Below are 22,887 nucleotides of genomic sequence, written 5' to 3'. Positions count from 1 at the left end.
AGTTAACAATGTATTCTTTGATGTTATTTCAGCATGCAATACTGGAATCCGTAAAAAAAAATCAGTGTCAGATCACACAACTATACAAACATTGTGATTTGAATCTACCAGAAGGGTGCCATCTCAACGCCCAGGCAAACATTGTAGTTTTAGAGCAATCTCCACCAGTAGAGTGTCATCCCAGTGCTCTGACACTGGAATCCAGTTTTTCATGCAACCTTGTCAAAGACGTTTATTTTAGAATAAAACAGCTACTTTTATGCTTGCCACCTCAGTGCACTTACTTGCAGTCAAATTTCTGGATTCCAGTGGGCTTTGTTGCACCACTCAAGGAAAGAACAGGCAGTTACTGATGGAATTTGTTATAAAATAGATATTTAGCCGACAAAGGAAAAATATGCCAATAAGAATGAAAGTCAGTAACTGCAATGAATATAACAAATTTCTTCAAGAAAGGGGAAATGTTTTTCATTATATCAACGATGCCATTGAAAATTGGTACGAAAATAGTCCAAAAGTAGCAGGTGGCAACAATGTCTACAGCGACAAAGTAGTGATTCTAATTCACATAATAACCTATCTATTCAGGATTGGTCTTAGGCAAACAGTGGGATTTATAGAGAAATATCTTGAGCAAATAGGGAAAATTTTGCAAATTATCAGCTATTCGCAGGCTTCAAGAAGGTTTAAAAAGCTTAATATCAAAATCAACGACTGCAGAGTTGATAAGAACGATATGGAAGATATTGAAATTGCTATAGATAGTACAGGTATCAGCATCTACAATAATATTCCAGGCCATAGTAAGGCAAATGGTACAGATAGAAAGTATCGCCGCTATGAGCAAACAAGAAAGCTACATGTAATGCTAGAGATAGGTAGTAAAAAAGTTATAGCTGCAAAATACAGTAGTGGAGTTTATTCCGACCACTATGGAGCCTGTGATCTTATTGAAAGAGTGGATACCAAGTATAACATAAGCACGATATATGCAGATAGGGCATATAATCGAAAGAAGTTATACAAACTGTGCGATGAGCTTGACATAAAGACAAGGATTCCTCCGCAAAATAATGCAGTAGAGCATCCAAAGTTGGATTATATGAATGAGAGAAATTCTACAATCAAGCTCATAAAGTCATATGATGAAGATGGTATGAAGAGGTGGAAAAAAGAGATAAATTATTGGAAGAGATCTTATATAGAAAGTTTTTTCTCGCGACTGAAGCAAATATTTGGATTTAGTTTTAGGAATAAATCTGAGATTAATCGTGAGAAGGAACTGCTACTCAAGTGTTATTTGCTTAACAAATTTACTGAAATAGGCATGGCTAAGTTTGATATAGCTTCATGAATTTATTATACATTACCCACTATCCGAAGAGCTGTGCAACAAAGCCATTCCAGTGTCAAGTACTGCAGAAATTGATTTACTCTACTGTCATGCAGTTTAACTTCAAAAGTAAGCTATTTGCTGAGATGAAAGGAGGTAATGCAAGAAATCTAATGAAGCTATTCGTTCAACTGGTGTTATTTATTTCGTTATTTATTCCTTATTCCACAAAAGCTGTTTTATATGTTGATATAAAAAAAAGCAATATTGGTAATATTGATCTTGTTGTATCTAAATGTGCATGCAAGACAGAAGTGGAAAATGAGCTAAGTGAAAGCATCACAAAAGTAATTGAAACAAATCTATCTAATTGTGGCTTATTTAATGTGAAACGTGACGCGAAAGTTGAGTCTTGGAAAAGCGATACTGTAGTCACAATAAGTTTAAGTGAAGTATCAAACAGAAATTTAGAGCTATCTTTTCGTTTATCTGACAGCTTTACAAACAGAGAATTACTTACTCAGTCGGTTGTTTTTCTAGCAAAAGACTGGAGGAAAATTAGTCATCTTGTTTCAGATGTGATACATGATAGATTGATTGGTGAGAAAGGGCATTTCAATACAAAAATTACATATATCGCTGAAGAAAAAGATAGCAATTACAAATCCGTCCGTAAAATTGCTGTGATGAATCAAGATGGAAGTAATATAAAGTACTTAACAAATGGTGAGAAATTTGTGTCAACACCAAGATTTTCACCAAATGGAAAGGGTATTGTTTATATCTCATACACAAATGGTAAAAGTTATATAATATTAAAAAATTTAAAAGATAACACTGAATCAATAATCAGCGCATTTGAAGGAGTTATTTCTGCACCAAGATTTTCTCCTGATGGTAAATCTCTTTTTATTTCCCACTCATTGAGTGGTGAAACAAATATATTATCTCTAGACTTAAGCAGTAAACGAACAAAAAAAATTACTAAAGGTTCAGCTATAAGTACTTCTCCCTCTTTGTCTCCAGATCAAAAGTACATGGTTTTTAGTTCTGATATAAGTGGAAGTCAGCAACTATATATCATAGATTTCACTAAAAAAAGCAAAAAACCCAAGAGAATTAGTTTTGGAAATGGAAGATATGCTACACCTGTTTGGTCGCCAAAAGGAGATCTGATAGCTTTTACAAAAATTCAGTCAGGAAAATTTTACATAGGAGTTATGAAGCCAGATGGCAAAGAAGAGCGCTTGCTTTCAGAGGGACATAAAATTGAATCTCCGGCATGGCTACCAAATGGCAGAGAAATTATCTTTACTAACGCAGAATCACCAAGCAACTCTAAATTATATTTAGTAGATTTAGTAAAGAAAAATCAAAAAATGGTTTTTACTCCAACGAATGCTTCTTTACCAGATTGGTCTTATTTCTGAAAGTAGATCTATAAAATCGTTATAAATCTTGCTTTATCTTAATCGTTTATAACCTTCGGTACTACGAAATACCCATGCTCTGATTTTGTATTGGATAATATTTCTTCTTTAATGTTTTGAGAATTTATAATATCATCGCGTACATGGACATCCTTATCTATAGTTCCATAACGCATAGGAGAAACACCTTCAGTATTAACTTTCAACAAAGTATCATGTATCCAATCCAGCATTGTCAGTTCTTTTGAGTAGTATTTAATCTCATCATCGGATAACTTAATCCTCACAAGCTGTGCAGTTTTAAGCATTTCTTCCTTAGTAATTGTTATTTTTCTCTTATTTGCAAATTCTATTAACGAAGTGATAACATCTTCTGTTGATCTAGCTGGCACTTTTACCTCCTTGCATAAAGCAAATTAAAATATTTGCAATTGAAACAACCTCTATCTTATCATTTTTTTCAAATTTGTGAAATACGGTGTCCGTAATTACTAATTTATCCAGAGAAGAGGAAGAGATTTTCTCAACTGCATTTCCTGAAAGTATTCCATGTGTAATGCATGAAACTACAGACTTTGCTCCTCGGTTTTTTAAAGCAAGAGCTGCATTACATAATGTTCCGCCAGAGTCAACTATATCATCAACAATGACGCAATTTTTGTTTGCAACTTCTCCGATTACATTCATTACCTCAGATGTACCTGCTTTTTCTCTATATTTATCTACTACAACAATATCATTATCCAACTTGTGTTTTTCCTCTAAAATCTTTGCAAAAGTACGAGCTCTGCCAATTGCTCCAACATCAGGCGCAACTATTGCCAAATTCTCCTTGTATATAGAGTTAACAAATACTTTAAAACAGTTTAAATTAGTAACTGATATATCAAAAAAACCTTCAATTTGACTTGAATGCAAATCAATAGCAGCAACACTGTTTGCACCAGCTGTTTGAATAAGATTTGCAGTTAATTTAGCACTTAAAGCAGATTGCATATTATTGTTTTTAATAACCCTATCCTGCCTACTGTATCCGTAATAAGGAATAATAGCTGTTATTCTCTTGGCTCCAGATCTCTTTGCTGCATCAATTGTAAGCAGAAGCTCCATAAGGTTATCATTTACAGGGGAAGAAAGAGATTGTACTATATATACTTCTTGATTACGTAGATCATTTGCTACTTCTACATTTACCTCACCATCGGCAAATCTTGACACCTGATTGGGGAATAGCTGAGCATTTAGCCCACTTGCTATTGAATCTCCTAATCGTTTACTAGCGCTACCTATTATTACCTTCATATATACCAATTAAGTTTTGAAAATTATACAGAAACCATGGAACGATTAAAACTTTATTCTTGCCGCCAAGTGGATCATAGAAACGAAAAAGTTACTCGAAACATTTCACCAGCTTTCTTATCATGCAACTCGTTTTCACAAAGGTACGTACTATTTTTCTACTTAAAAATAAAGTAAATTTTTTGTGATGCTAAGCATTTTCTATAATTTTTCATTAGATTTATTAAAAATTTGACAATTATTAAAATATAGGCTAAAATATCTATATATTTAATGGAGAAACGAAATGGATTTTAGTAAATTTGTTCAAGGCGACTCTCTTAAGTTGTATCTAAAAACAATAGACATAAGTAAATTAGTAAAATTTTTACAGAGCAATCTTAGTATTACAAAGCTTAGTTTAAAAAGCTGTTATATTGGTGATGAAGGAGCAAAAGCTTTAGCTAATGGTAATCTTGCAAACCTTACTCAACTTGATTTAAGTTGGAACAAAATTGGTGGTGAAGGAGCAAAAGCTTTAGCTAATGGTAATCTTGCAAACCTTACTCAACTTGATTTAAGTTGGAACAATATTGGTGATGAAGGAGCAGAAGCTTTAGCTAATGGTAATCTTGCAAACCTTACTCAACTTGATTTAAGTTCGAACGAAATTGGTGGTGAAGGAGCAAAAGCTTTAGCTGATCTTAAAGAAGTTAATGTTAAAGGTATAGAAAATTTTAGAATAATGGATAGTTTTATAAATAAATTCACACAAAGTAACTCTTCAATAGAAATTTTTGATCCAACTCAATCGGAAAGTAAAACAACACTTGATGATATTATAATTCCAAAAAGCTTAAAAAAGGAGCTAAATAAGATCCTTGATATTATTCCAGAAAAAAATAAAGCATTACTTCAAAAGACAGGTTACAAAGCAGAAAAAGGCTATCTTTTTTATGGTCCACCCGGAAATGGTAAAACCCAAATTGCTCGTGCAATTGCATGTCAAGCTAATGCAAAGTTTATTAGTGTTTCTGCATCTGAATTTCTGAAATCGTATATTGGTGAAGGTGAAAAGTACGTAAGAGAAATTTTTAAAAAGGCAAGAGCAAATGCTCCTTGTATAATTTTTATAGATGAAATTGATTGTATTGCTACAGAACGTGGTAGCGGTGGTAGTTCTAGTCATGCTCAATCATGCAACAGCCTTGTGAATCAGTTTTTAACCGAGCTCGATGGTTTCAACCCACTAGAAGGTGTAACAGTAATTGCTGCAACTAATCGTAGAGAAGTTTTAGACAGCGCGTTTATTAGGCCAGGCCGTCTCTCTAATCATATTGAAATTCCTTTGCCAGGTAAGACCCAGCGTGAGAAGATATTGAACTTGTATATAGAAAAATTCAGAAATACTGAAGGTTTGGAAGTTACAGTAGATACTAAAAAGCTTGCAAATGAAACTGATGGTTTCTCGGGAGCTGAGTTAGAATATTTAATAAATCAGACAGCATGGGATATTATATATTCTTCTAAAGAAGAAAAAATCACTATTAACACGGATCACTTCATTAAGGCAATTAAGAAGAAGAAACCTCAAGGGCCTGAAAGTGAGCAAGTTAATGGTGGTCTAGAATCACTTAATAGTTCTCTTTATAATGCAGATAATGTAAAAAGTCACAGCTCTGCAAATAGTAGTTCAGATGTTGTAGTTACTCAACAGTTGGCTAAAGTGACTAAATTACTTAATGATATACAAACTAAAATTAATGCGCTACAGGAAGAACGTGAGGAAAGATTTGAAGAACTTGACTCTATGAGCAGTAACTTAGAACAGGGCCTAGATTCTGTAAGGAAAGACTTAATTAAAGTAACTCAATGTACTGAAGAATACACTCAATTAAAGGATAATCTAAAGACTATCACTGAAAAATATACTCAATTAGAGAGTATGGTAACAACCGAACTCAAGAAACATGAAAGGATACTAGAGAATCGTGTTGAAAATCTACAAGAACAATTTGAAGGTAAAAATAAAGAGCTAAATAGTAAATATGAAAAATTCTTAGGAGCAAGCAACAATAGTAAAAGGCAAGGTAGTTACGCCTCTATTTCTTTTGTATTATCTGGAGCATCTGCTGTTGGTGCAAGTTTGACAATGTTTCATTTAGCAATGTGTCTTTCATTCGCTGTAGCTGCATTAATTTTTCTTGCAGCAGGATGTTACTGTTTGTATAAGGCAAATACAACACTTAGTAATGTCGAAATCGATCAAACTACTAATCTTATAGTTGCTTAGATAGTTTTTAGGCTTTTAAATTTGTACCTGTTTGGCAAGTTAAAAAGTTCTTGCTGGTACTGTAGCTTAAATTGAAGAAAATAGTAGAAGTGTAGAGTGAGGTAGTTTTTGGTGCGCCAAGAAGTGCTTGGAGAACAGTTGGTGAAAATCCAACACAAACAAAGTCTAGCCAACAGTTTGGAACAGACCACTATGTTGCATGAGGTAACGAGTGTAATAGAGCTAGTGGGATGGACAATGCAGGGTACAACGAAAGTGAAGGGATTGAGTTCCGAAATACCTGAAGACATAGAGGTCGACATTTTCATGGCCATGGAAGACAGCATGAAGGATAGCGTAAAGGCAAGTTATCACTCACTCTATCGGGATCTGAGACCGTGCCATGTATTGAAATGGACTTCAAGTGAACTTGGGAGATCCTATGCATTCCTACAAAGGTACGCTGGAACAAGTCAACAAAGGCAAGAACTAGCGGAAGATGCAGGGGAAGTCGGACTGATTGATAGTACTCAGAATGTGGGAAAGCCACGTACAAGGGGAAGCGATCAGCAATATAGTAACTGGAATAGGGATTGCTAGGCCAATACAACGGAGGTTGGAATAACATGCAAAATAAACTAAACCAGATAGCAGTAAGAGCAAAGCAAGATAAGCGACTAAAATTCACATCGTTAGTCCATCTGATAAATACAGAGAATCTTGCGAGATGTTATAAAGAACTGAAGCGTAACAAGGCTTGTGGAGTAGACCAGATAACAGTGGAATCATACGGAGAAAATCTGAATGAGAAACTCGAAGTGCTAGTAGAAAGTATGAAGAGGAAGCAATATCAACCACAACCAGTAAAGAGGGTATATATACCGAAAGCTGGAAGTAAAGAGAAACGCGGACTCGGAATACCATCGACCGAGGATAAATTAGTACAGATTATGCTGAAGAAGATACTAGAAAATATTTACGAGGCAAACTTTCTGGACAGCTCATATGGATTTCGACCTGGAAGAAACTGTCATCAAGCGGTAAATGCACTAGATAAAGCAGTTATGTACAAGCCAATAAACTACATTGTAGAAGTGGATATCAAGAAGTTCTACGATAATATACAGCATAAATGGCTAATGAGATGTCTAAGGGAACGAATAACTGACCCAAATTTGCGGTGGTTAGTAAAGCGGTTTCTCAAGGCAGGGATAGTCGAAGCTGGAAATTATGAAGCAACAAAACAAGGTACACCCCAAGGTGGTATAGTAAGTCCTGTATTAGCAAATATATACTTACATTATGTGTTGGATTTATGGATAGAAAAGAAATTTAAACCAAGATCCAGAGGATATATACAACTAATAAGGTTTTGCGACGATTTTGTGGTTTGTTGCGAAAGTAAGGTAGACGCGGAAGAATTTCTGGAATTACTGAAACAAAGGCTAAATAAATTTGGGTTGGAAGTATCTGAAAACAAGACCAGAGTAGTAAAGTTTGGCAAGAGGGAGTGGCAACAAGCGATAAGAGAGAAACGAAGGACGGAAAGTTTCAATTTTCTGGGGTTTACGCACTATGGTGCAAAAAGTCGTCGTGGTAGATTAATAATGGGACATAAAACCTCAAAGTTAAATCTAGCCAGAAAACTAAAAGAAATCAAGGAGTGGTTGAAAATAGTCCGCGGAAGTATTCGACTTAAAGCTTGGTGGCAAGTACTGAAGGCTAAATTAACAGGACACTATAACTACTTTGGTATTAGCGGAAATTATTGGTGTTTGAAACAATTTTACACATCAGTAAGAAAGCTAGCATTTAAATGGATAAATCGGCGTAGTCAGAAAAAGAGTATGACCTGGGAACAGTTTGTACACTACGTAGAAGTAAATCCATTACCAAAGCCAAAAATACATTTTTCTTTATATGCATAAGAGGGACGACTGTGAAAACTAATATTGATGAGCCGTGTGCGGGAAATCTGCAAGCACGGTTCTTTAGGGGGAGTTGTAGTAATAAAACTCAAACGAGAGGAGTAAAGCTACAGCTTCTACCGAACATTATTTTTACGATTACTCAAAAAGTGATCCTGAGAAAATAAAGTATAATGACAGCGAATATGCGTGGAAAAATATCGAGAAATGGTGGAGTGAAGTTCATGTAAATCCAGGTGGTAGTAAAACAAAATGGCAACCAAAAATGAAGAAAATATGGTTTACCGAATATGGATTTCCCAGTATGAACGGCTGCACTAATGAGCCCAATGTGTTTGTTGATAAAGGTAGTATAGAGAGTAAATATCCACGATACTCAAACGGAGAGGTGAGCTTTCTTTCGCAGAAAACTGCAATCGAAGGAACATTAAAAAAGTGGCAAAGCTCAGAAATGGTGGAGAAAATGTTCCTCTGGGCGTGGGATGCAAGGCCATTTCCTTATTTCCCCAATTTATGTGACATGTGGGCTGACTGCCATAACTGGCAGACCGGGCACTGGATTCAGGGAAAAATTTCACAACTTAATGTTTCCGATGTTTTGTCTGATCTGTTGCAAAAGGTAGGTCTCAAAGGCGATCAGTTTGATACAAGTGATGTTAAAGGATTACTATCTGGGTATGTAATAAATGATCAGCAACCCGTACGCTCAATTATTAAAATGCTGCGAAGGTGCTATTTTTTTGATGTGGTTGAACAGAACTCAAAACTGAAATTTATTCAAAAGGGCAGGGGAGTGACAACTGGTATACCAGTTGACGAAACTGTTTTCAATCACAATCCCAAGCTGATACAGCTTAGTCAATTAGATTTAAACAATAGGATTAACATCGTTTATTTTAACCGCAATTTTGGCTATCCAATTGATGTGAAATATGCTGAACTGCCAAAGCAGGGCAATGCTGCAACAGTTGAAATACCTCTCATTATGGAGGAAGGGGAGGCGCAAAATATAGCTGAAGTTTTACTTTATTCTTCGTGGCAAGAGAGAAATGTATACAACTTTAAGCTCCCGATAAAATATGCATGGCTTTTACCAAGTGATGTCATAGCAATTTCAGATGGCGAGAAAAGACATACGATGAGAATTATAAAAACAAAGTTTGAAAGCATGTCCATTCAAGTAATGGGAGTTGGTTATGATCCCTCTATATACAAGCTCTCCTTTCCTTCAACAAGATCACTTATGCTTAAAGAATACCCTCCTTCTCACATCAGTAAATCTATCGTAGAAATGATAGATTTACCGCATATTAAAGGTAATATCGCAAGTTTTACTTTAATTAGTGAAGAGGAAGGTTGGAAAGGAGCAACACTTTTTATTTCGTATGATGATAAAAATTATAAGCCCATCGCGAGCGCAAATATACAATCTACTTACGGATATGTAATCGAATCTACCGATGAGGGAATTACAGTAGTGCTACGTTTTGGTAAGCTAGACGTCATGAATCCAACTGTGTTAGCGCTGGTTGGAAAAGAGGTAATAAAATTCCAAGATGCCAAGCTTATAGATAAAAATAAATATAAGCTTAGCAACCTAATTAGAGGTCAAGAAGGGACTAAGAAATATGAACACACTGCAGGTGAAAAATTTATTCTACTTGATGATTCAATAATTTCTTTTGAAGTGCAAAAAGGGAGAAAGTTTTATCTTAAGGCAGTCACTTACGGTGATTCATTAGATAATACGGAAACAAAAATTGTAAACTGAGAGAGCGTAAGTGAAATCTTAATGTCTACTTGCATTTTATTAAAAAATCCACTATATTATAAATATAGCAATATAGTAAGGTAAAATAATGATCGGTAATGTAAAAAAATTATCAAATGAAGCGCCAATAATACTAACATGGGTGCCAAGAGTACATGGTGCATCTTTACCTGATGGTAAAAACAGTGACCTTAATTACTTAGATATAATAAAAAATCATAAATTAATAAATAAAGAAGAGAGGGATATATATTTGATTATCAACGGTCCTGGATTCAAAGAAAATCAAATAGATGATTTAAAATGTGAACTGAAAGGAATTGAAGGAGTACATGTTATAGACTTGCATCAGTATGACTGGAGCGAAATAGATCAAGGATGGAAGATAGATGGTAAAGATACTAGTATCAAAGATTTCTTTAGAGATATGTATAACATGACAGATGAACAAAGAACATACTTTGCTGTTGAAATAGATACTTTTAGATTAGTTGCTCTGGCACTCTTAAAGCAGTTTACGGAACATGAAGGTGGAATATATATAGACTTTGATTCTTTAAAAGCCATTGACACTCATATAGGGAAGGATATAACAATCCCTGAGGGAATATTGTTGGGACCGATTGTTGTAGGTATTAACGATAGTGGAAAAATCGTTTATACACAGTTAAATAATGACTTAATTGCGATAAATGATTTAAGCATAGCAGTTGATATCTTATCTAAGTATAAAAGTGAAATACTAAGTCAAAAAGAAATGTGCGGTAAATTAGTAGAGTATTTACCTTCAGCTATAATTAAACTAGGTGATTGCATCAGTATGCTTGAAAAAGAGGAAGAGATGAAAAAGGAAGAAGAGAAAGATGAAATAAAAAGGATTATCAAAGAAGTGAAGAATCAGAAAGAGTATGCAGAAAGGTGTGTAGAAGATTTAAGCAATGGTAGAATAGCGACGTTATATGAACAAGCTTTTTTTCCCTTCCTTACCCAATTTGGAGAAAATTTAGGTCAACGAAATGTTGTGAGGATAGTGCATGATAAATTAATTGGTCAAGAAGAAAGCAAATGGAAGTCATTTGCTTTTGGAGAGAACAATGGTAACTATTCTATGGGTCTAGTAAATAGTGATGTATCCTGGATGAAAGGAAAAGATCTATACCGTGAACGAGTAGATAATAAGCTGGAAGGAGCAGAAGTAGACAGGGTAGCAATGGAAGATCTATCGCTTGCATAACAGTTATTAAAGAACTTTCTATATTTAAAACAGAAAGTTCTTTAAAGCAGAGGCTGTAAACTTTAACTTATGACGGAAACAAAGATTCTAAATAATTGACAATTAACGTAATATTTGCTAATATTAATATAAATGTAATAGAGGGTAACATGTCAAGAAAAGTAATTAATACGTTGAAATCTAAAGTAAAAGAGCTAAAATATAAAGATTTAAAAGCTCCAATAGAACCAGAAAACGAGGATAACATAAGTTCTGGTTATTTAACATGTATTGATCTTAAAAGAGAACAAAACCTTACTATTAATGGGCAAGTAATAACTAATGATTTTATCAATACACTATTCTCAGATAATAGGGGTATGATTTTAGAAGGTGAAAATGGACAGAACAACTATCGTCCATTTCTCAAACGAGTTTTTATAGAAATGTTCGAACATGTTGGTGCAGCAACTCCCAATAACTCTATTATTGAAGAGTTGATAACTAACTATAATCAGGCAGGATATTCTAGTTGTTTGTGTTATCAGCAGCAGAGTGCTCTTAATCCGTTTGATTTGTTGATACTAGGTAATGAAAGAGAACAAACAATTGGTATGGATTGTGATAAACCTGATTGTTTAAAGTTCAGTTTTAGTCAAAGAACTAAATGTGTCTTTGATAATGGTCTGATTATAAAATGCAATTTATCCTGTTCAGCAGAGTTTAAACTAAAATGTAAGGATGGAAATGTGACATATGAAGATGGTAAAGTGTTGCTTACAATCCCTAAAGAGTTAAAAGACTACAAAGCTGGCGATGACAGTCTGCTTGATAAGCTTACTGATATTATTAATAAGCTTGTTGAATACTTTAAAAAGCTCTGCGAGAAATTGGGCTTTAAGTTTGATACAAGGATAGAGTATGATTCTGAGCATAATATAAACATAGAGCACAACCTTGGCAAGCCACTGAAGGTGATAGATGAGCCAGATGTATATGCCGTCAATGGCTTGAAGCGCAAAGCACAATAAAAGTATTTGTTTAGGGGAATGAGGACTCCCTTTATTGTTATTCAAGTAGCTAACACTGGGGTCCAGAGCAGGCAATAAGAACTGGTCACGTGCTGGAATGACAAGGAAGAAAGTGCTGGTTTGAAATTAAATTTTCTGGATTTTAGTGTCACAAATTGACCCTATAGTTTTCTTTTCTCGTCTAACTGATTCTATCACTCTGCTGAACGGATGCCAATAAAATTGTCTTCTTTTAAAAGAATGTGAAAGCAATTGGTTGAATTTTTTTACTAATGTTTTATTATGCCGTGAATGTTGTGAGGTAAAACAATGGTGCGCCAAGAAGTGCTTGGAGAACAGTTGGTGAAAATCCAACACAAACAAAGTCTAGCCAACAGTTTGGAACAGACCACTATGTTGCATGAGGTAACGAGTGTAATAGAGCTAGTGGGATGGACAATGCAGGGTACAACGAAAGTGAAGGGATTGAGTTCCGAAATACCTGAAGACATAGAGGTCGACATTTTCATGGCCATGGAAGACAGCATGAAGGATAGCGTAAAGGCAAGTTATCACTCACTCTATCGGGATCTGAGACCGTGCCATGTATTGAAATGGACTTCAAGTGAACTTGGGAGATCCTATGCATTCCTACAAAGGTACGCTGGAACAAGTCAACAAAGGCAAGAACTAGCGGAAGATGCAGGGGAAGTCGGACTGATTGATAGTACTCAGAATGTGGGAAAGCCACGTACAAGGGGAAGCGATCAGCAATATAGTAACTGGAATAGGGATTGCTAGGCCAATACAACGGAGGTTGGAATAACATGCAAAATAAACTAAACCAGATAGCAGTAAGAGCAAAGCAAGATAAGCGACTAAAATTCACATCGTTAGTCCATCTGATAAATACAGAGAATCTTGCGAGATGTTATAAAGAACTGAAGCGTAACAAGGCTTGTGGAGTAGACCAGATAACAGTGGAATCATACGGAGAAAATCTGAATGAGAAACTCGAAGTGCTAGTAGAAAGTATGAAGAGGAAGCAATATCAACCACAACCAGTAAAGAGGGTATATATACCGAAAGCTGGAAGTAAAGAGAAACGCGGACTCGGAATACCATCGACCGAGGATAAATTAGTACAGATTATGCTGAAGAAGATACTAGAAAATATTTACGAGGCAAACTTTCTGGACAGCTCATATGGATTTCGACCTGGAAGAAACTGTCATCAAGCGGTAAATGCACTAGATAAAGCAGTTATGTACAAGCCAATAAACTACATTGTAGAAGTGGATATCAAGAAGTTCTACGATAATATACAGCATAAATGGCTAATGAGATGTCTAAGGGAACGAATAACTGACCCAAATTTGCGGTGGTTAGTAAAGCGGTTTCTCAAGGCAGGGATAGTCGAAGCTGGAAATTATGAAGCAACAAAACAAGGTACACCCCAAGGTGGTATAGTAAGTCCTGTATTAGCAAATATATACTTACATTATGTGTTGGATTTATGGATAGAAAAGAAATTTAAACCAAGATCCAGAGGATATATACAACTAATAAGGTTTTGCGACGATTTTGTGGTTTGTTGCGAAAGTAAGGTAGACGCGGAAGAATTTCTGGAATTACTGAAACAAAGGCTAAATAAATTTGGGTTGGAAGTATCTGAAAACAAGACCAGAGTAGTAAAGTTTGGCAAGAGGGAGTGGCAACAAGCGATAAGAGAGAAACGAAGGACGGAAAGTTTCAATTTTCTGGGGTTTACGCACTATGGTGCAAAAAGTCGTCGTGGTAGATTAATAATGGGACATAAAACCTCAAAGTTAAATCTAGCCAGAAAACTAAAAGAAATCAAGGAGTGGTTGAAAATAGTCCGCGGAAGTATTCGACTTAAAGCTTGGTGGCAAGTACTGAAGGCTAAATTAACAGGACACTATAACTACTTTGGTATTAGCGGAAATTATTGGTGTTTGAAACAATTTTACACATCAGTAAGAAAGCTAGCATTTAAATGGATAAATCGGCGTAGTCAGAAAAAGAGTATGACCTGGGAACAGTTTGTACACTACGTAGAAGTAAATCCATTACCAAAGCCAAAAATACATTTTTCTTTATATGCATAAGAGGGACGACTGTGAAAACTAATATTGATGAGCCGTGTGCGGGAAATCTGCAAGCACGGTTCTTTAGGGGGAGTTGTAGTAATAAAACTCAAACGAGAGGAGTAAAGCTACAGCTTCTACCGAACAATATAACAAATTTCTCCAAGAGAGGGGAAATATTTTTCATTTTATTAATGAAGCAATTGAGAATTGGTACGAAAAAGGTCCAAAAATGGCTGGTGGCAACTATATTTATAGCGATAAAGTTGTGATTTTAGTGCATATAGTCGCTAATCTCTTTAGAATTGGCTTAAGACAAACGGTAGGGTTTATAGAAGGGTATTTGCAGCAAATAGGAAAAAATTTGCAGATTATCAGCTATTCACAAGCTTCAAGGAGGTTTAGAAAACTCAATATTAAGATCAGTGACTGTAGAGTTAACAAAAATGATACGGAAGGTATTGAAATTGCCATAGATAGTACAAGTATCAGATAATACCCCTGGTCACAGTAAGGAAAATAGCGAAGTATCGCAGTTATAAACAGGTAAGAAAGCTGCATGTAATGCTGGAGATAGGTAGCAAAAAAGTCATAGCTGCAAAATATAGTAGAGGAGTTTATTCTGATCATTACGGAACCTGTGATCTTATTGAAAGAGTTGAAGCTCAATATAAGCACACTGTATGGAGATAGGGCATATAACCGAAAGAAATTATATAAATTGTGCAATGAACTTGGGATAAAGACAAAAATTCCTCTGCAAAATAATGCAGTAGAGCATCCAAAGTTAGACTATATGGCAGAGAGAAATGCTGCAATTAGACTAATAAAGTCATATGATAAAGATAATATAAAGATGTGGAAAAGGCAAATAAACTACGGAAAAAGATCTTATATAGAAAGTTTTTTCTCGCGACTGAAACAAATATTCGGATTTAATTTTCGTAACAAATCTGAGGTTAATCGTGAAAAGGAACTGCTACTCAAGTGTTATTTGCTTAACAAATTTACTGATTTTGGTATGGCTAAATTTGAAATAGTTACATGAATTTGTCGTAAATCACCACTACATGAAGTGTTATGCAACAAAGCCCACTGGGATCCAGAAATATGGGATATGTATAGAAGTTATTTTAAAATACAACGTTTTGGCGAGATTATGGATTCCAGTGTTAGCTACTTGAATGACAGGAGCAGAAACTGGAATGACAAGAAATCTAATATTTTCACATTTCCTGAACAATGCTTATTGGTGTCATTCAAAATACATTCGGTGCATTTAAACCTTTTGTATAATTCTTTGGCTTTCTTCTAACCTTGCAATAATGCTCTCTCTACCGATAAAAATTAATAATTTAGCGAGTTCTGGACCTGTTTCTGTTCCTGTTAAAGCGAGGCGCAACTGCATAAATAGATCTTTTGCCTTTATATCAATTGTCTGTCGAATATTTTTAACCCACTCTGATAATGTGTTTTCATTACAATCACCTTGAGGTAATGTGCTTAGCGCTATTTTTATAAACTCTTTATTAAGAACCACAGGTTCTATACCAAATTTGCATATTTTCCACCATTTGGCCACTTCAGAAAACTTTTCTATATTACTCCTTATAAAATACCAAAACTCTGAGCCAATTTGACTTAAACGATCTTGCACCATTTCAAATGGCATTTGTTGTAGCACTTTGCTATTTAGCTTATACATTTCACTCAAGCTGAATTGTAAAGATGCTGAACTAAATTTTTTGATATCAAATGAGTCAATTAAAGACTGCATATCAATATAAGCTTCTATCGGATCAGATGTTCCAAGCTTTGCTAAATAGCTAGTTAGCGCCATTGATTCAATCTCATCTTCTCTTATGGACTTAATATCCAGCCCGCCTTTCCGTTTCGATATTTTGCTATCATCAAAGTGTAGTAAGGGAAGGTGGGCAAAGATAGGAATTTTCGCTTTTAATGCTTGAATCATTTGAATCTGAACTGCGGTATTAGTTACATGATCTTCCCCACGTACAACATGGGTTACATTAAAGTCAATGTCATCAATAACAGAAGGTAGCATGTACGTATAAATTCCATCTTCTCTTTTTACTACAGGATCGCTGATATGAATTGTTGCAATATTTATTTCGCCTTTAACTTCATCATTCCATTTTACAGTTTTATTTCTATCCAATTTAAATCTGAAATGTGGTTTTCGTCCTTCTTGCTCATAACGAATTTTCTCTTGCTCAGTTAAAAGCAACGCACCTTTATCGTAAACAGGGGGAAGACCTTGTTTTAATTGCAATTTTCGTTTAGTGTCTAATTCTTCTCTTGTTTCATAACATGCATAAATATGACCTTCTTTCATTAACTGTAAGAACACCTCGTTATAGCGCTCAAAACGCTCTGATTGCTTAAAACTTGAATTCCAATTTATGCCAATCCATTTTAGGTCTTCTATGATATTATCTACATATTTGATATCTGAACGCTCAAGATCAGTATCATCAAAACGTAGTAAAAATTTTCCATTTTGATTACGTGTGTACATCCAACAAATGAGTGCAGTGCGTATGTTTCCTACATGTAGGTAGCCAGTTGGGCTTGGAGCGAATCTTGTTAGCATTTAAATGATTACTTTAGTTTATTTTAATTTTATATAAATGTACTGCTAAAGCAAGATTCTTCTTTGTCTTGGTGTTAGTTGCTACAAAGTACAGCGAACATGAAACCTTTTTGTTAGAGTTCCATGATCTGCCTAAAATACTCTGAAAGCACGGCTTTAGTTATTTACTCTAAATATATTATACGTATACTTGTTATTAAATTAAATTTGAAATGATAAGAAATGAGTGAATTTAAATCAATCCGCAATATTGCAATAATTGCACACGTTGACCACGGAAAAACTACTTTACTTGATAACATGTTAAAACAAAGTGGCACGTTTCGTGAGAATCAAGAAGTTCAAGAACGAGTGATGGATAGTGGTGATCAAGAACGTGAACGTGGGATTACAATACTTGCAAAATGTACGTCAATAATGTGGGGTGATGAGAAAATCAATATCATTGATACACCAGGACATGCGGATTTTGGTGGAGAAGTGGAAAGGGTGCTCTGCATGGCAGATGGTGTATTACTACTGGTTGATGCTGCAGAAGGTCCAATGCCACAGACTAAGTTTGTGTTGTCAAAAGCACTAAAGGCAAATTTAAAACCGATTGTGATAATCAATAAGGTTGATCGACCAGACAGCAGAATTGATGAAGTACTAAATGAAATATATGAGTTATTTTTTAACCTTGATGCAACCAACGAGCAACTAGATTTTCCAGTACTCTATGCTTCAGGTAGAAATGGTTGGTGTGCTAAGGAGCTATCTGATGAGAGAAAAGATTTAAGCCCATTATTTTCAACGGTGATAGATTACATAAAACCTTCCGTTTATGATCAAAATGCACCTTTTGCTATGCTAGTTACTTTACTTGAATCTGATAAATTTCTTGGCAGAATATTGACAGGAAAGATTTACCAAGGAATCGCGCAAGTTAACTCAGATCTTAAGGTAATTGATCTTGATGGTCAAGTGGTTGAGCGAGGGAGATTAACTAAGTTACTCTCATTTTCTGGCTTAAAACGCGTTCCAGTAGAGCAAGCTGTAGCTGGTGATATCATTGCCATTGCAGGACTTGAGAAAGCTTCAGTTTCAGACACTATAGCAGCACCAGAAGTTACAACTGCGATCAGCTCAACTCCAGTTGACCCGCCAACAATGGCGATTACTATAAGCGTGAATGACTCACCTTTTGCTGGGCAAGAGGGAACAAAACTTACCTCAACTGTTATAAAAGATCGTTTATATGCAGAAGCAGAAACAAACGTTGCAATTACTGTAACTTTGGCTCCAAGTGGTGAAGCATTTGAAGTAGGTGGACGTGGTGAGTTGCAGCTTGGGGTACTGATTGAAAATATGAGAAGGGAAGGTTTTGAACTTTCAGTTTCACGGCCTCGAGTGCTGTTTAAAGAAGAAGATGGCAAAAAACTTGAACCTATAGAGGAAGTAGTAATTGATGTAGATGATGAGTATAGTGGAATCATCATGGAAAAACTTAGCTTTCGAAAAGGTGAAGTAACTGACATGAGACCTTCTGGTAGTGGCAGAACTAGGTTGACATTTTTAGTGCCATCAAGGGGATTAATTGGCTATCAAGGAGAATTTTTAACTGATTCTCGCGGCACTGGTATAATCAACCGTTTATTTCACAGTTATGCTCCACATAAAGGTTCAATTTCCGGAAGGCGTAATGGGGTTTTAATTTCAACAGACAAAGGCGAAGCAGTAGCGTATGCAATTTTCAATCTGCAAGATAGGGGAATTATGTTTGTTAAGCCACAAGATAAGGTATATTGTGGTATGATTGTCGGTCAGCATAGTCGTGACAATGATTTAGAAATAAATGTACTTAAAGGTAAGCAATTAACAAACGTAAGAGCTTCAGGTAGCGATGAAGCTATAAAGCTTACTCCACCAAAAATAATGACACTGGAGGATATGATAGCATATATAGACGATGATGAATTGGTAGAAGTAACTCCAAAATCTATACGTTTGCGTAAGAAGTTCCTCGATCCAAATGAACGTAAACGTGCAGGAAGGGCGAAGAATAAAGAGTAATCAACGTTCCTGATAAAAATCTGGATGAGCTACTCGGATAACACCATCATAAAGGGAACCAGTGTCAGTTACTTGAGCAGGTATTGGGATGACAAGAGAAGGCTACAAAGGTGTCATGCAAGTGGCTCATCCAGCTTTTTTATAATCATCGAAAACATTGTATTTTAACATTACTTTTATACTTATAAGTTTCTAGGCACTGGATTTGTTGTAGACTTACTCTATCACTTTACCCTCTTATTTTACCACTCTCCTGCCTATATATTTTTATATGAGGATTTTTGCAAAAGTTTCGCATTTTTTGTAACATGATTTTCAGTATGTGTAACCTAAATGCAAATTGATCACGAAACTAGTGTAATTATTGAGGCCATAGAGAAATTTGGTGGTGAGGCAAGGCTTGTTGGTGGATGTGTTAGAGATTCAATTTTACAGCGTGACATTCACGACATCGATCTTGCTACTAATCTGCTGCCTAATCAAGCAGTTAAAGCGTTAAAACTCCGTAATATAAAAACTATTCCAACTGGCTTAAAACATGGAACTATTACTGCGATTTTAAATAAAAGATCCTTTGAGATTACAACGCTAAGGCATGATATAAAGTGTGACGGTAGACATGCGAAGGTAGAATTTACTAATGATTGGCAAGCTGATGCTTCAAGGCGCGACTTTACGTTTAATGCTCTTTATGCGGACAAGCATGGCCATATATACGACTACTTTGGTGGCATTCAGGACTTAAAAACACGAAAGTTAAACTTTATAGGTAACGCTGAAGATAGGATTAAGGAAGACTATCTACGTATTTTAAGAGCGTTTCGTTTTCACGCTAAAATATGCATAGGAGATTTAAGTGATGAAATATTGGATGTGTGCAAAAAGCATTCGCACATGATTCAAAACCTCTCTGGAGAGAGAATAAGAGAAGAAATATTTAAACTCTTGGAATGCAATGATCCTGCTCCAACACTTAAGAGCATGCAAAAATCTGATGTTTTACAAAAAATTATTCCAAAAGAAGTAAAATGCGAAATTTTATCTTCACCACTTCTTATCAACACTAAACCTCCTATAAAACCCTCAGCGTATGTCCATACGCCTTTCCTAGATCCCACAATCGATGCACTAACAAAATTAGCTTTGCTTATTAGGACTGCTGAAGATAGAGCGAGTCTTGGGGAAGAAGTGAGCAAGTTTTTACGTCTTTCAAATAAGCAAAAGAAAAAAATATTATTTTTATTATCAAACAATATCAAAACAGAGCTTTCAGAAAAAGAGCAAAAGAAATATATATCTTTATTTGGTAAGGAATTATATTGTGACTTAATGAAGATTTGTGGTATTGAGTCTGGAATAAATGTTGATGAGTATATTTCATTTGCTAAGATGTTTAACATTCCAAAATTTCCTTTATCTGGTGATGATTTAATAACTATAGGTCATCAACCAGGAAAAAGTTTAGGTAGAAGTTTAGAATTGCTACGACAACACTGGGAAGACAGCTCCTACAGTTTAACAAAAGAGGAGCTGATACTTTATGCTAAGAGCCTACTCTAGTTATCTAACTAATTCCTGAATGTTTGATGTAGTAGTGTGACTCATGGAAGAATTAAGTGTTAATTTGTATTCTTTTTTAGCTTTATCTGTTAATTGATACTCGTTTACTCCTCCTTGAGTCTGATTACACATTCCCTGATCTGGGGATAAAAATTTATCTCTTATACTTGATGCCAGTTGTTGAACCTTATCTGAAAAACATTTTATTTGAGCTTCCGTTAACTTCTGCACAACAAATTTTTTGACTGAATCATTATTGCTATCATTTCCCTGAGCCAAAAATTTTGTGAAAGAACTTATTATTGCTTCACTATCTTTTTCATTGAAATACAACTTGTTTACACAATTTTTAACAAAATCTCCATTTTTAATGGAATGTTTTTTACCAACTTCTGTAACAACTTTGTTAACATTAGTTTCTATGATCGCTCTTCCAGATTGAACCAAATTCTCTTTCAACAGTGCAAGTAACTTATCACTTTTAAATTTATAACCATTTTGATATACTAGAGATTGTATAGTTTCCTTAAGCACGTTATGGCAAAAGTGTTCTCCTTTAAATTCAGGAAAACTTTTTTTCAACTTTGTATTTTGATCAGATAAAAAGTTATTGAGATCCTCATTACCAAGAAGCTTGTTCTTGACTTTTGAAAAAGTTGATTTAGTAATTGACTTTGTAGTAGATAACATACTCTTTGCATCTAGTGCTTTAGTTTCTTTATTCATACCTTCTGACTTTTTACCAGCATCTTTTAGCTCATTTTTTAACTTTTGTTGTCCACCTTCAGCTATTGAACTTTCAATCTGTTGATTTTTTAATGTTTCACTAAGTGTTTCTACATTATTTTCAACAGAAGATATTGCGATACTTGTTGCTTTTTCTCGTTCTTGACTCAGATGTTCAACTTGTTCTTGTAACTTTTTATTCTCTTCTTGTGAAGATTTTAATTTTCCCTCCAAATCTGCCTTTTGTTTCTTTATTTCAACGTTACTTTTTTCTAATTTCTGTGATTTTTCCTGCAATTTGTCAACTTCACTTTCTAATTCTTTTTTCTCTTTTTCAATGGTATTTAGATTAGTCTTTTCTTTCTCTAATTGTTGTTTAAGACTCTGTAATTCAGCACCTTTTTCCTTAGCTTGTTCTTGTAACTTAGTAACTTCACTTTCTAAGTCTTTTTTCTTTATTTCAGCAGCACTTAGTTTATTACTTGAATCACTTTTGTTTTGCTCTAATTGTTGTTTAAGATCCTCTAATTCAGTATTTTTTTTCTTAGCTTGTTCTAATTCTGCTTGTTTCTCCTCAAGTTGATTTTTTAATTCCTTTATTTTAGTATCAGACTCGTTGTTTAACTTACTAAATTTACTCTTAAGTTCTGTGTTTTGCGCTCGTAGGCTTTTATTCTCTTTCTTCACAGTTTGATTTATATCTTTATTTTCACGAAATGAATTTATCAAATCGTCTTGCTCTTTTATTTTTTGGTCTTTTGTAAATATAGTTTGCTGTTGTGCATTATTTTTATTCTCCATTTCCTTTTTCTCTTGTTCTAATGTTTTATTTAATTCCGTTAAACTACCTATTTCCCCATCTTTTTCTTCTACCCTTACTGAGAGCATTTCTATTTTATTTGCAAATTCTTTGCTGCACTCAATTAATTCTTTCTGCAAATGTAATATCTCCTCAGACTTTTCCTTGAACTGTGCTAAAAATTCTTCTCCTCTTTTTTGTGCAATTTTTACCAATTCACTATAGTTCTTTTTAAGTCCTGCAAGTTTAGACTTTAACTCTTCATTTTCTAATTCTAAGTCTTCAATCTGCTGTGCTTGTGCTGCAAAAAATTTAGCAAATATTTCTTTTTCCTCTCCTAATGATTTTACTTGTTCTTTAAGTTTAGTAATTTCTTTCTCTTTTTTAGTTAATTCCTGATTTAAATTTGACTGATTTTCCTCCTTCTTACTACCTTCTTTCAACTTTTCTTTTAATCTCTCATTTTCATCCTTCAATTCCTTTTCTCTGTTAGAATTTAAAAGATCATCAGTCTGAACCACATTATCTGCAATATTGTAATGTAGGATACTCTTTGCCCATTGATTCCACTTTTCTGGCAACATTCGTCCAATTGTTTTTAGATATAGCCAAGCAAGCACAGTGGATAAGCTATATTTTTTTTCCTTTTGTTTAGGTTCGTAATTAACCTTATTGTTAGCATTTAGCATAAAATTACCTAATTTTTAAAGTATTGAAGTTATATATATTAATATAATTATTAAATAAATAATAATATAAATGTTAAATTGTGTGAAAATTTTTATAGATT

Annotated in this window: 19 protein-coding genes and 1 pseudogene; 16 read left to right on the top strand and 4 right to left on the bottom strand. The window is 34.7% G+C overall.

Annotation, left to right across the window (positions count from 1 at the left end):
• The first annotated feature begins 397 nt into the window (after positions 1–397).
• Positions 398–1,354 (top strand): IS5 family transposase, encoded by a 957-nt coding sequence (locus tag ABWU28_RS02950; RefSeq protein ID WP_213863789.1) that lies wholly within the window; start codon positions 398–400, stop codon positions 1,352–1,354.
• A 152-nt stretch (positions 1,355–1,506) separates the two neighbouring features.
• Positions 1,507–2,763 (top strand): Tol-Pal system protein TolB, encoded by a 1,257-nt coding sequence (locus tag ABWU28_RS02945; protein WP_264376885.1) that lies wholly within the window; start codon positions 1,507–1,509, stop codon positions 2,761–2,763.
• 38 nt (positions 2,764–2,801) lie between these two features.
• On the opposite strand, the gene gatC is transcribed toward ABWU28_RS02945, so the two are convergent.
• On the bottom strand, positions 2,802–3,155 hold the full coding sequence (gene gatC / locus ABWU28_RS02940) for an Asp-tRNA(Asn)/Glu-tRNA(Gln) amidotransferase subunit GatC (RefSeq protein WP_052264736.1): 354 nt from the start codon (positions 3,153–3,155) through the stop codon (positions 2,802–2,804).
• Complete coding sequence (locus tag ABWU28_RS02935) at positions 3,145–4,065, bottom strand: ribose-phosphate diphosphokinase (protein WP_353275601.1); 921 nt, start codon at positions 4,063–4,065, stop codon at positions 3,145–3,147. The genes gatC and ABWU28_RS02935 overlap by 11 nt, the downstream gene beginning before the upstream one ends.
• A 286-nt stretch (positions 4,066–4,351) precedes the next feature.
• On the opposite strand from ABWU28_RS02935, the gene ABWU28_RS02930 reads away from it, so the two are divergent.
• The 12 genes and pseudogenes from ABWU28_RS02930 (at position 4,352) to ABWU28_RS02875 (ending at position 15,394) form a co-directional block, all read left to right on the top strand.
• On the top strand, positions 4,352–6,337 hold the full coding sequence (locus ABWU28_RS02930; protein WP_353275599.1) for an AAA family ATPase: 1,986 nt from the start codon (positions 4,352–4,354) through the stop codon (positions 6,335–6,337).
• Positions 6,338–6,529: 192 nt separating this feature from the next.
• Entirely contained in the window at positions 6,530–6,916 is a 387-nt protein-coding gene (locus ABWU28_RS02925; protein WP_353274937.1) for a hypothetical protein, read from the top strand.
• A 26-nt stretch (positions 6,917–6,942) separates the two neighbouring features.
• Positions 6,943–8,244, top strand: a complete 1,302-nt coding sequence (ltrA, locus tag ABWU28_RS02920) for a group II intron reverse transcriptase/maturase (protein WP_353274935.1) — start codon at positions 6,943–6,945, stop codon at positions 8,242–8,244.
• Between the two features lie 11 nt (positions 8,245–8,255).
• Positions 8,256–8,411 (top strand): hypothetical protein, encoded by a 156-nt coding sequence (locus ABWU28_RS02915; RefSeq protein WP_353275597.1) that lies wholly within the window; start codon positions 8,256–8,258, stop codon positions 8,409–8,411.
• Positions 8,372–10,015 (top strand): annotated as a pseudogene (locus ABWU28_RS02910) (glycoside hydrolase TIM-barrel-like domain-containing protein); the annotation flags it as partial. The gene ABWU28_RS02915 and the pseudogene ABWU28_RS02910, both read left to right, overlap by 40 nt.
• An 88-nt stretch (positions 10,016–10,103) precedes the next feature.
• The gene (locus ABWU28_RS02905; protein ID WP_353275595.1) at positions 10,104–11,249 is read left to right on the top strand and encodes a hypothetical protein; all 1,146 of its coding nucleotides are present in this window, start codon (positions 10,104–10,106) and stop codon (positions 11,247–11,249) included.
• 149 nt (positions 11,250–11,398) lie between these two features.
• Positions 11,399–12,259: a hypothetical protein gene (locus ABWU28_RS02900; protein ID WP_264684816.1), complete on the top strand. Its 861-nt coding sequence runs from the start codon at positions 11,399–11,401 to the stop codon at positions 12,257–12,259.
• A gap of 393 nt (positions 12,260–12,652) precedes the next feature.
• Positions 12,653–13,039 (top strand): hypothetical protein, encoded by a 387-nt coding sequence (locus tag ABWU28_RS02895; RefSeq protein ID WP_353274937.1) that lies wholly within the window; start codon positions 12,653–12,655, stop codon positions 13,037–13,039.
• Positions 13,040–13,065: 26 nt separating this feature from the next.
• Entirely contained in the window at positions 13,066–14,367 is a 1,302-nt protein-coding gene (ltrA, locus tag ABWU28_RS02890; protein WP_353274935.1) for a group II intron reverse transcriptase/maturase, read from the top strand.
• An 11-nt stretch (positions 14,368–14,378) separates the two neighbouring features.
• Positions 14,379–14,618 carry a hypothetical protein gene (locus ABWU28_RS02885; protein WP_353275594.1) on the top strand — a complete coding sequence of 80 codons (240 nt, stop codon included), beginning with the start codon at positions 14,379–14,381 and terminating at the stop codon, positions 14,616–14,618.
• Positions 14,525–14,842: a transposase gene (locus ABWU28_RS02880; RefSeq protein ID WP_353275713.1), complete on the top strand. Its 318-nt coding sequence runs from the start codon at positions 14,525–14,527 to the stop codon at positions 14,840–14,842. The genes ABWU28_RS02885 and ABWU28_RS02880 overlap by 94 nt, the downstream gene beginning before the upstream one ends.
• Positions 14,843–14,986: 144 nt before the next feature.
• Complete coding sequence (locus tag ABWU28_RS02875) at positions 14,987–15,394, top strand: transposase (protein WP_019236369.1); 408 nt, start codon at positions 14,987–14,989, stop codon at positions 15,392–15,394.
• A 231-nt stretch (positions 15,395–15,625) separates the two neighbouring features.
• On the opposite strand, the gene gltX is transcribed toward ABWU28_RS02875, so the two are convergent.
• The gene (gltX, locus tag ABWU28_RS02870; protein ID WP_052264733.1) at positions 15,626–16,960 is read right to left on the bottom strand and encodes a glutamate--tRNA ligase; all 1,335 of its coding nucleotides are present in this window, start codon (positions 16,958–16,960) and stop codon (positions 15,626–15,628) included.
• Positions 16,961–17,182: 222 nt separating this feature from the next.
• On the opposite strand from gltX, the gene typA reads away from it, so the two are divergent.
• Positions 17,183–19,012, top strand: coding sequence for a translational GTPase TypA (gene typA / locus ABWU28_RS02865; protein WP_007302691.1), 1,830 nt, complete (start codon positions 17,183–17,185; stop codon positions 19,010–19,012).
• Between the two features lie 333 nt (positions 19,013–19,345).
• Positions 19,346–20,572 (top strand): CCA tRNA nucleotidyltransferase, encoded by a 1,227-nt coding sequence (locus tag ABWU28_RS02860; RefSeq protein ID WP_353275591.1) that lies wholly within the window; start codon positions 19,346–19,348, stop codon positions 20,570–20,572.
• Here the strand turns inward: ABWU28_RS02860 and ABWU28_RS02855 are convergent, their stop codons facing one another.
• The gene (locus ABWU28_RS02855) at positions 20,573–22,786 is read right to left on the bottom strand and encodes a hypothetical protein (protein ID WP_353275589.1); all 2,214 of its coding nucleotides are present in this window, start codon (positions 22,784–22,786) and stop codon (positions 20,573–20,575) included.
• Positions 22,787–22,887: the final 101 nt, after the last annotated feature.

Source organism: Wolbachia endosymbiont (group B) of Pilophorus perplexus (assembly GCF_964028155.1).
In the GTDB taxonomy this organism is placed as follows: Bacteria; Pseudomonadota; Alphaproteobacteria; order Rickettsiales; family Anaplasmataceae; genus Wolbachia.
This window is presented reverse-complemented; position numbering and strand designations above follow the sequence as displayed.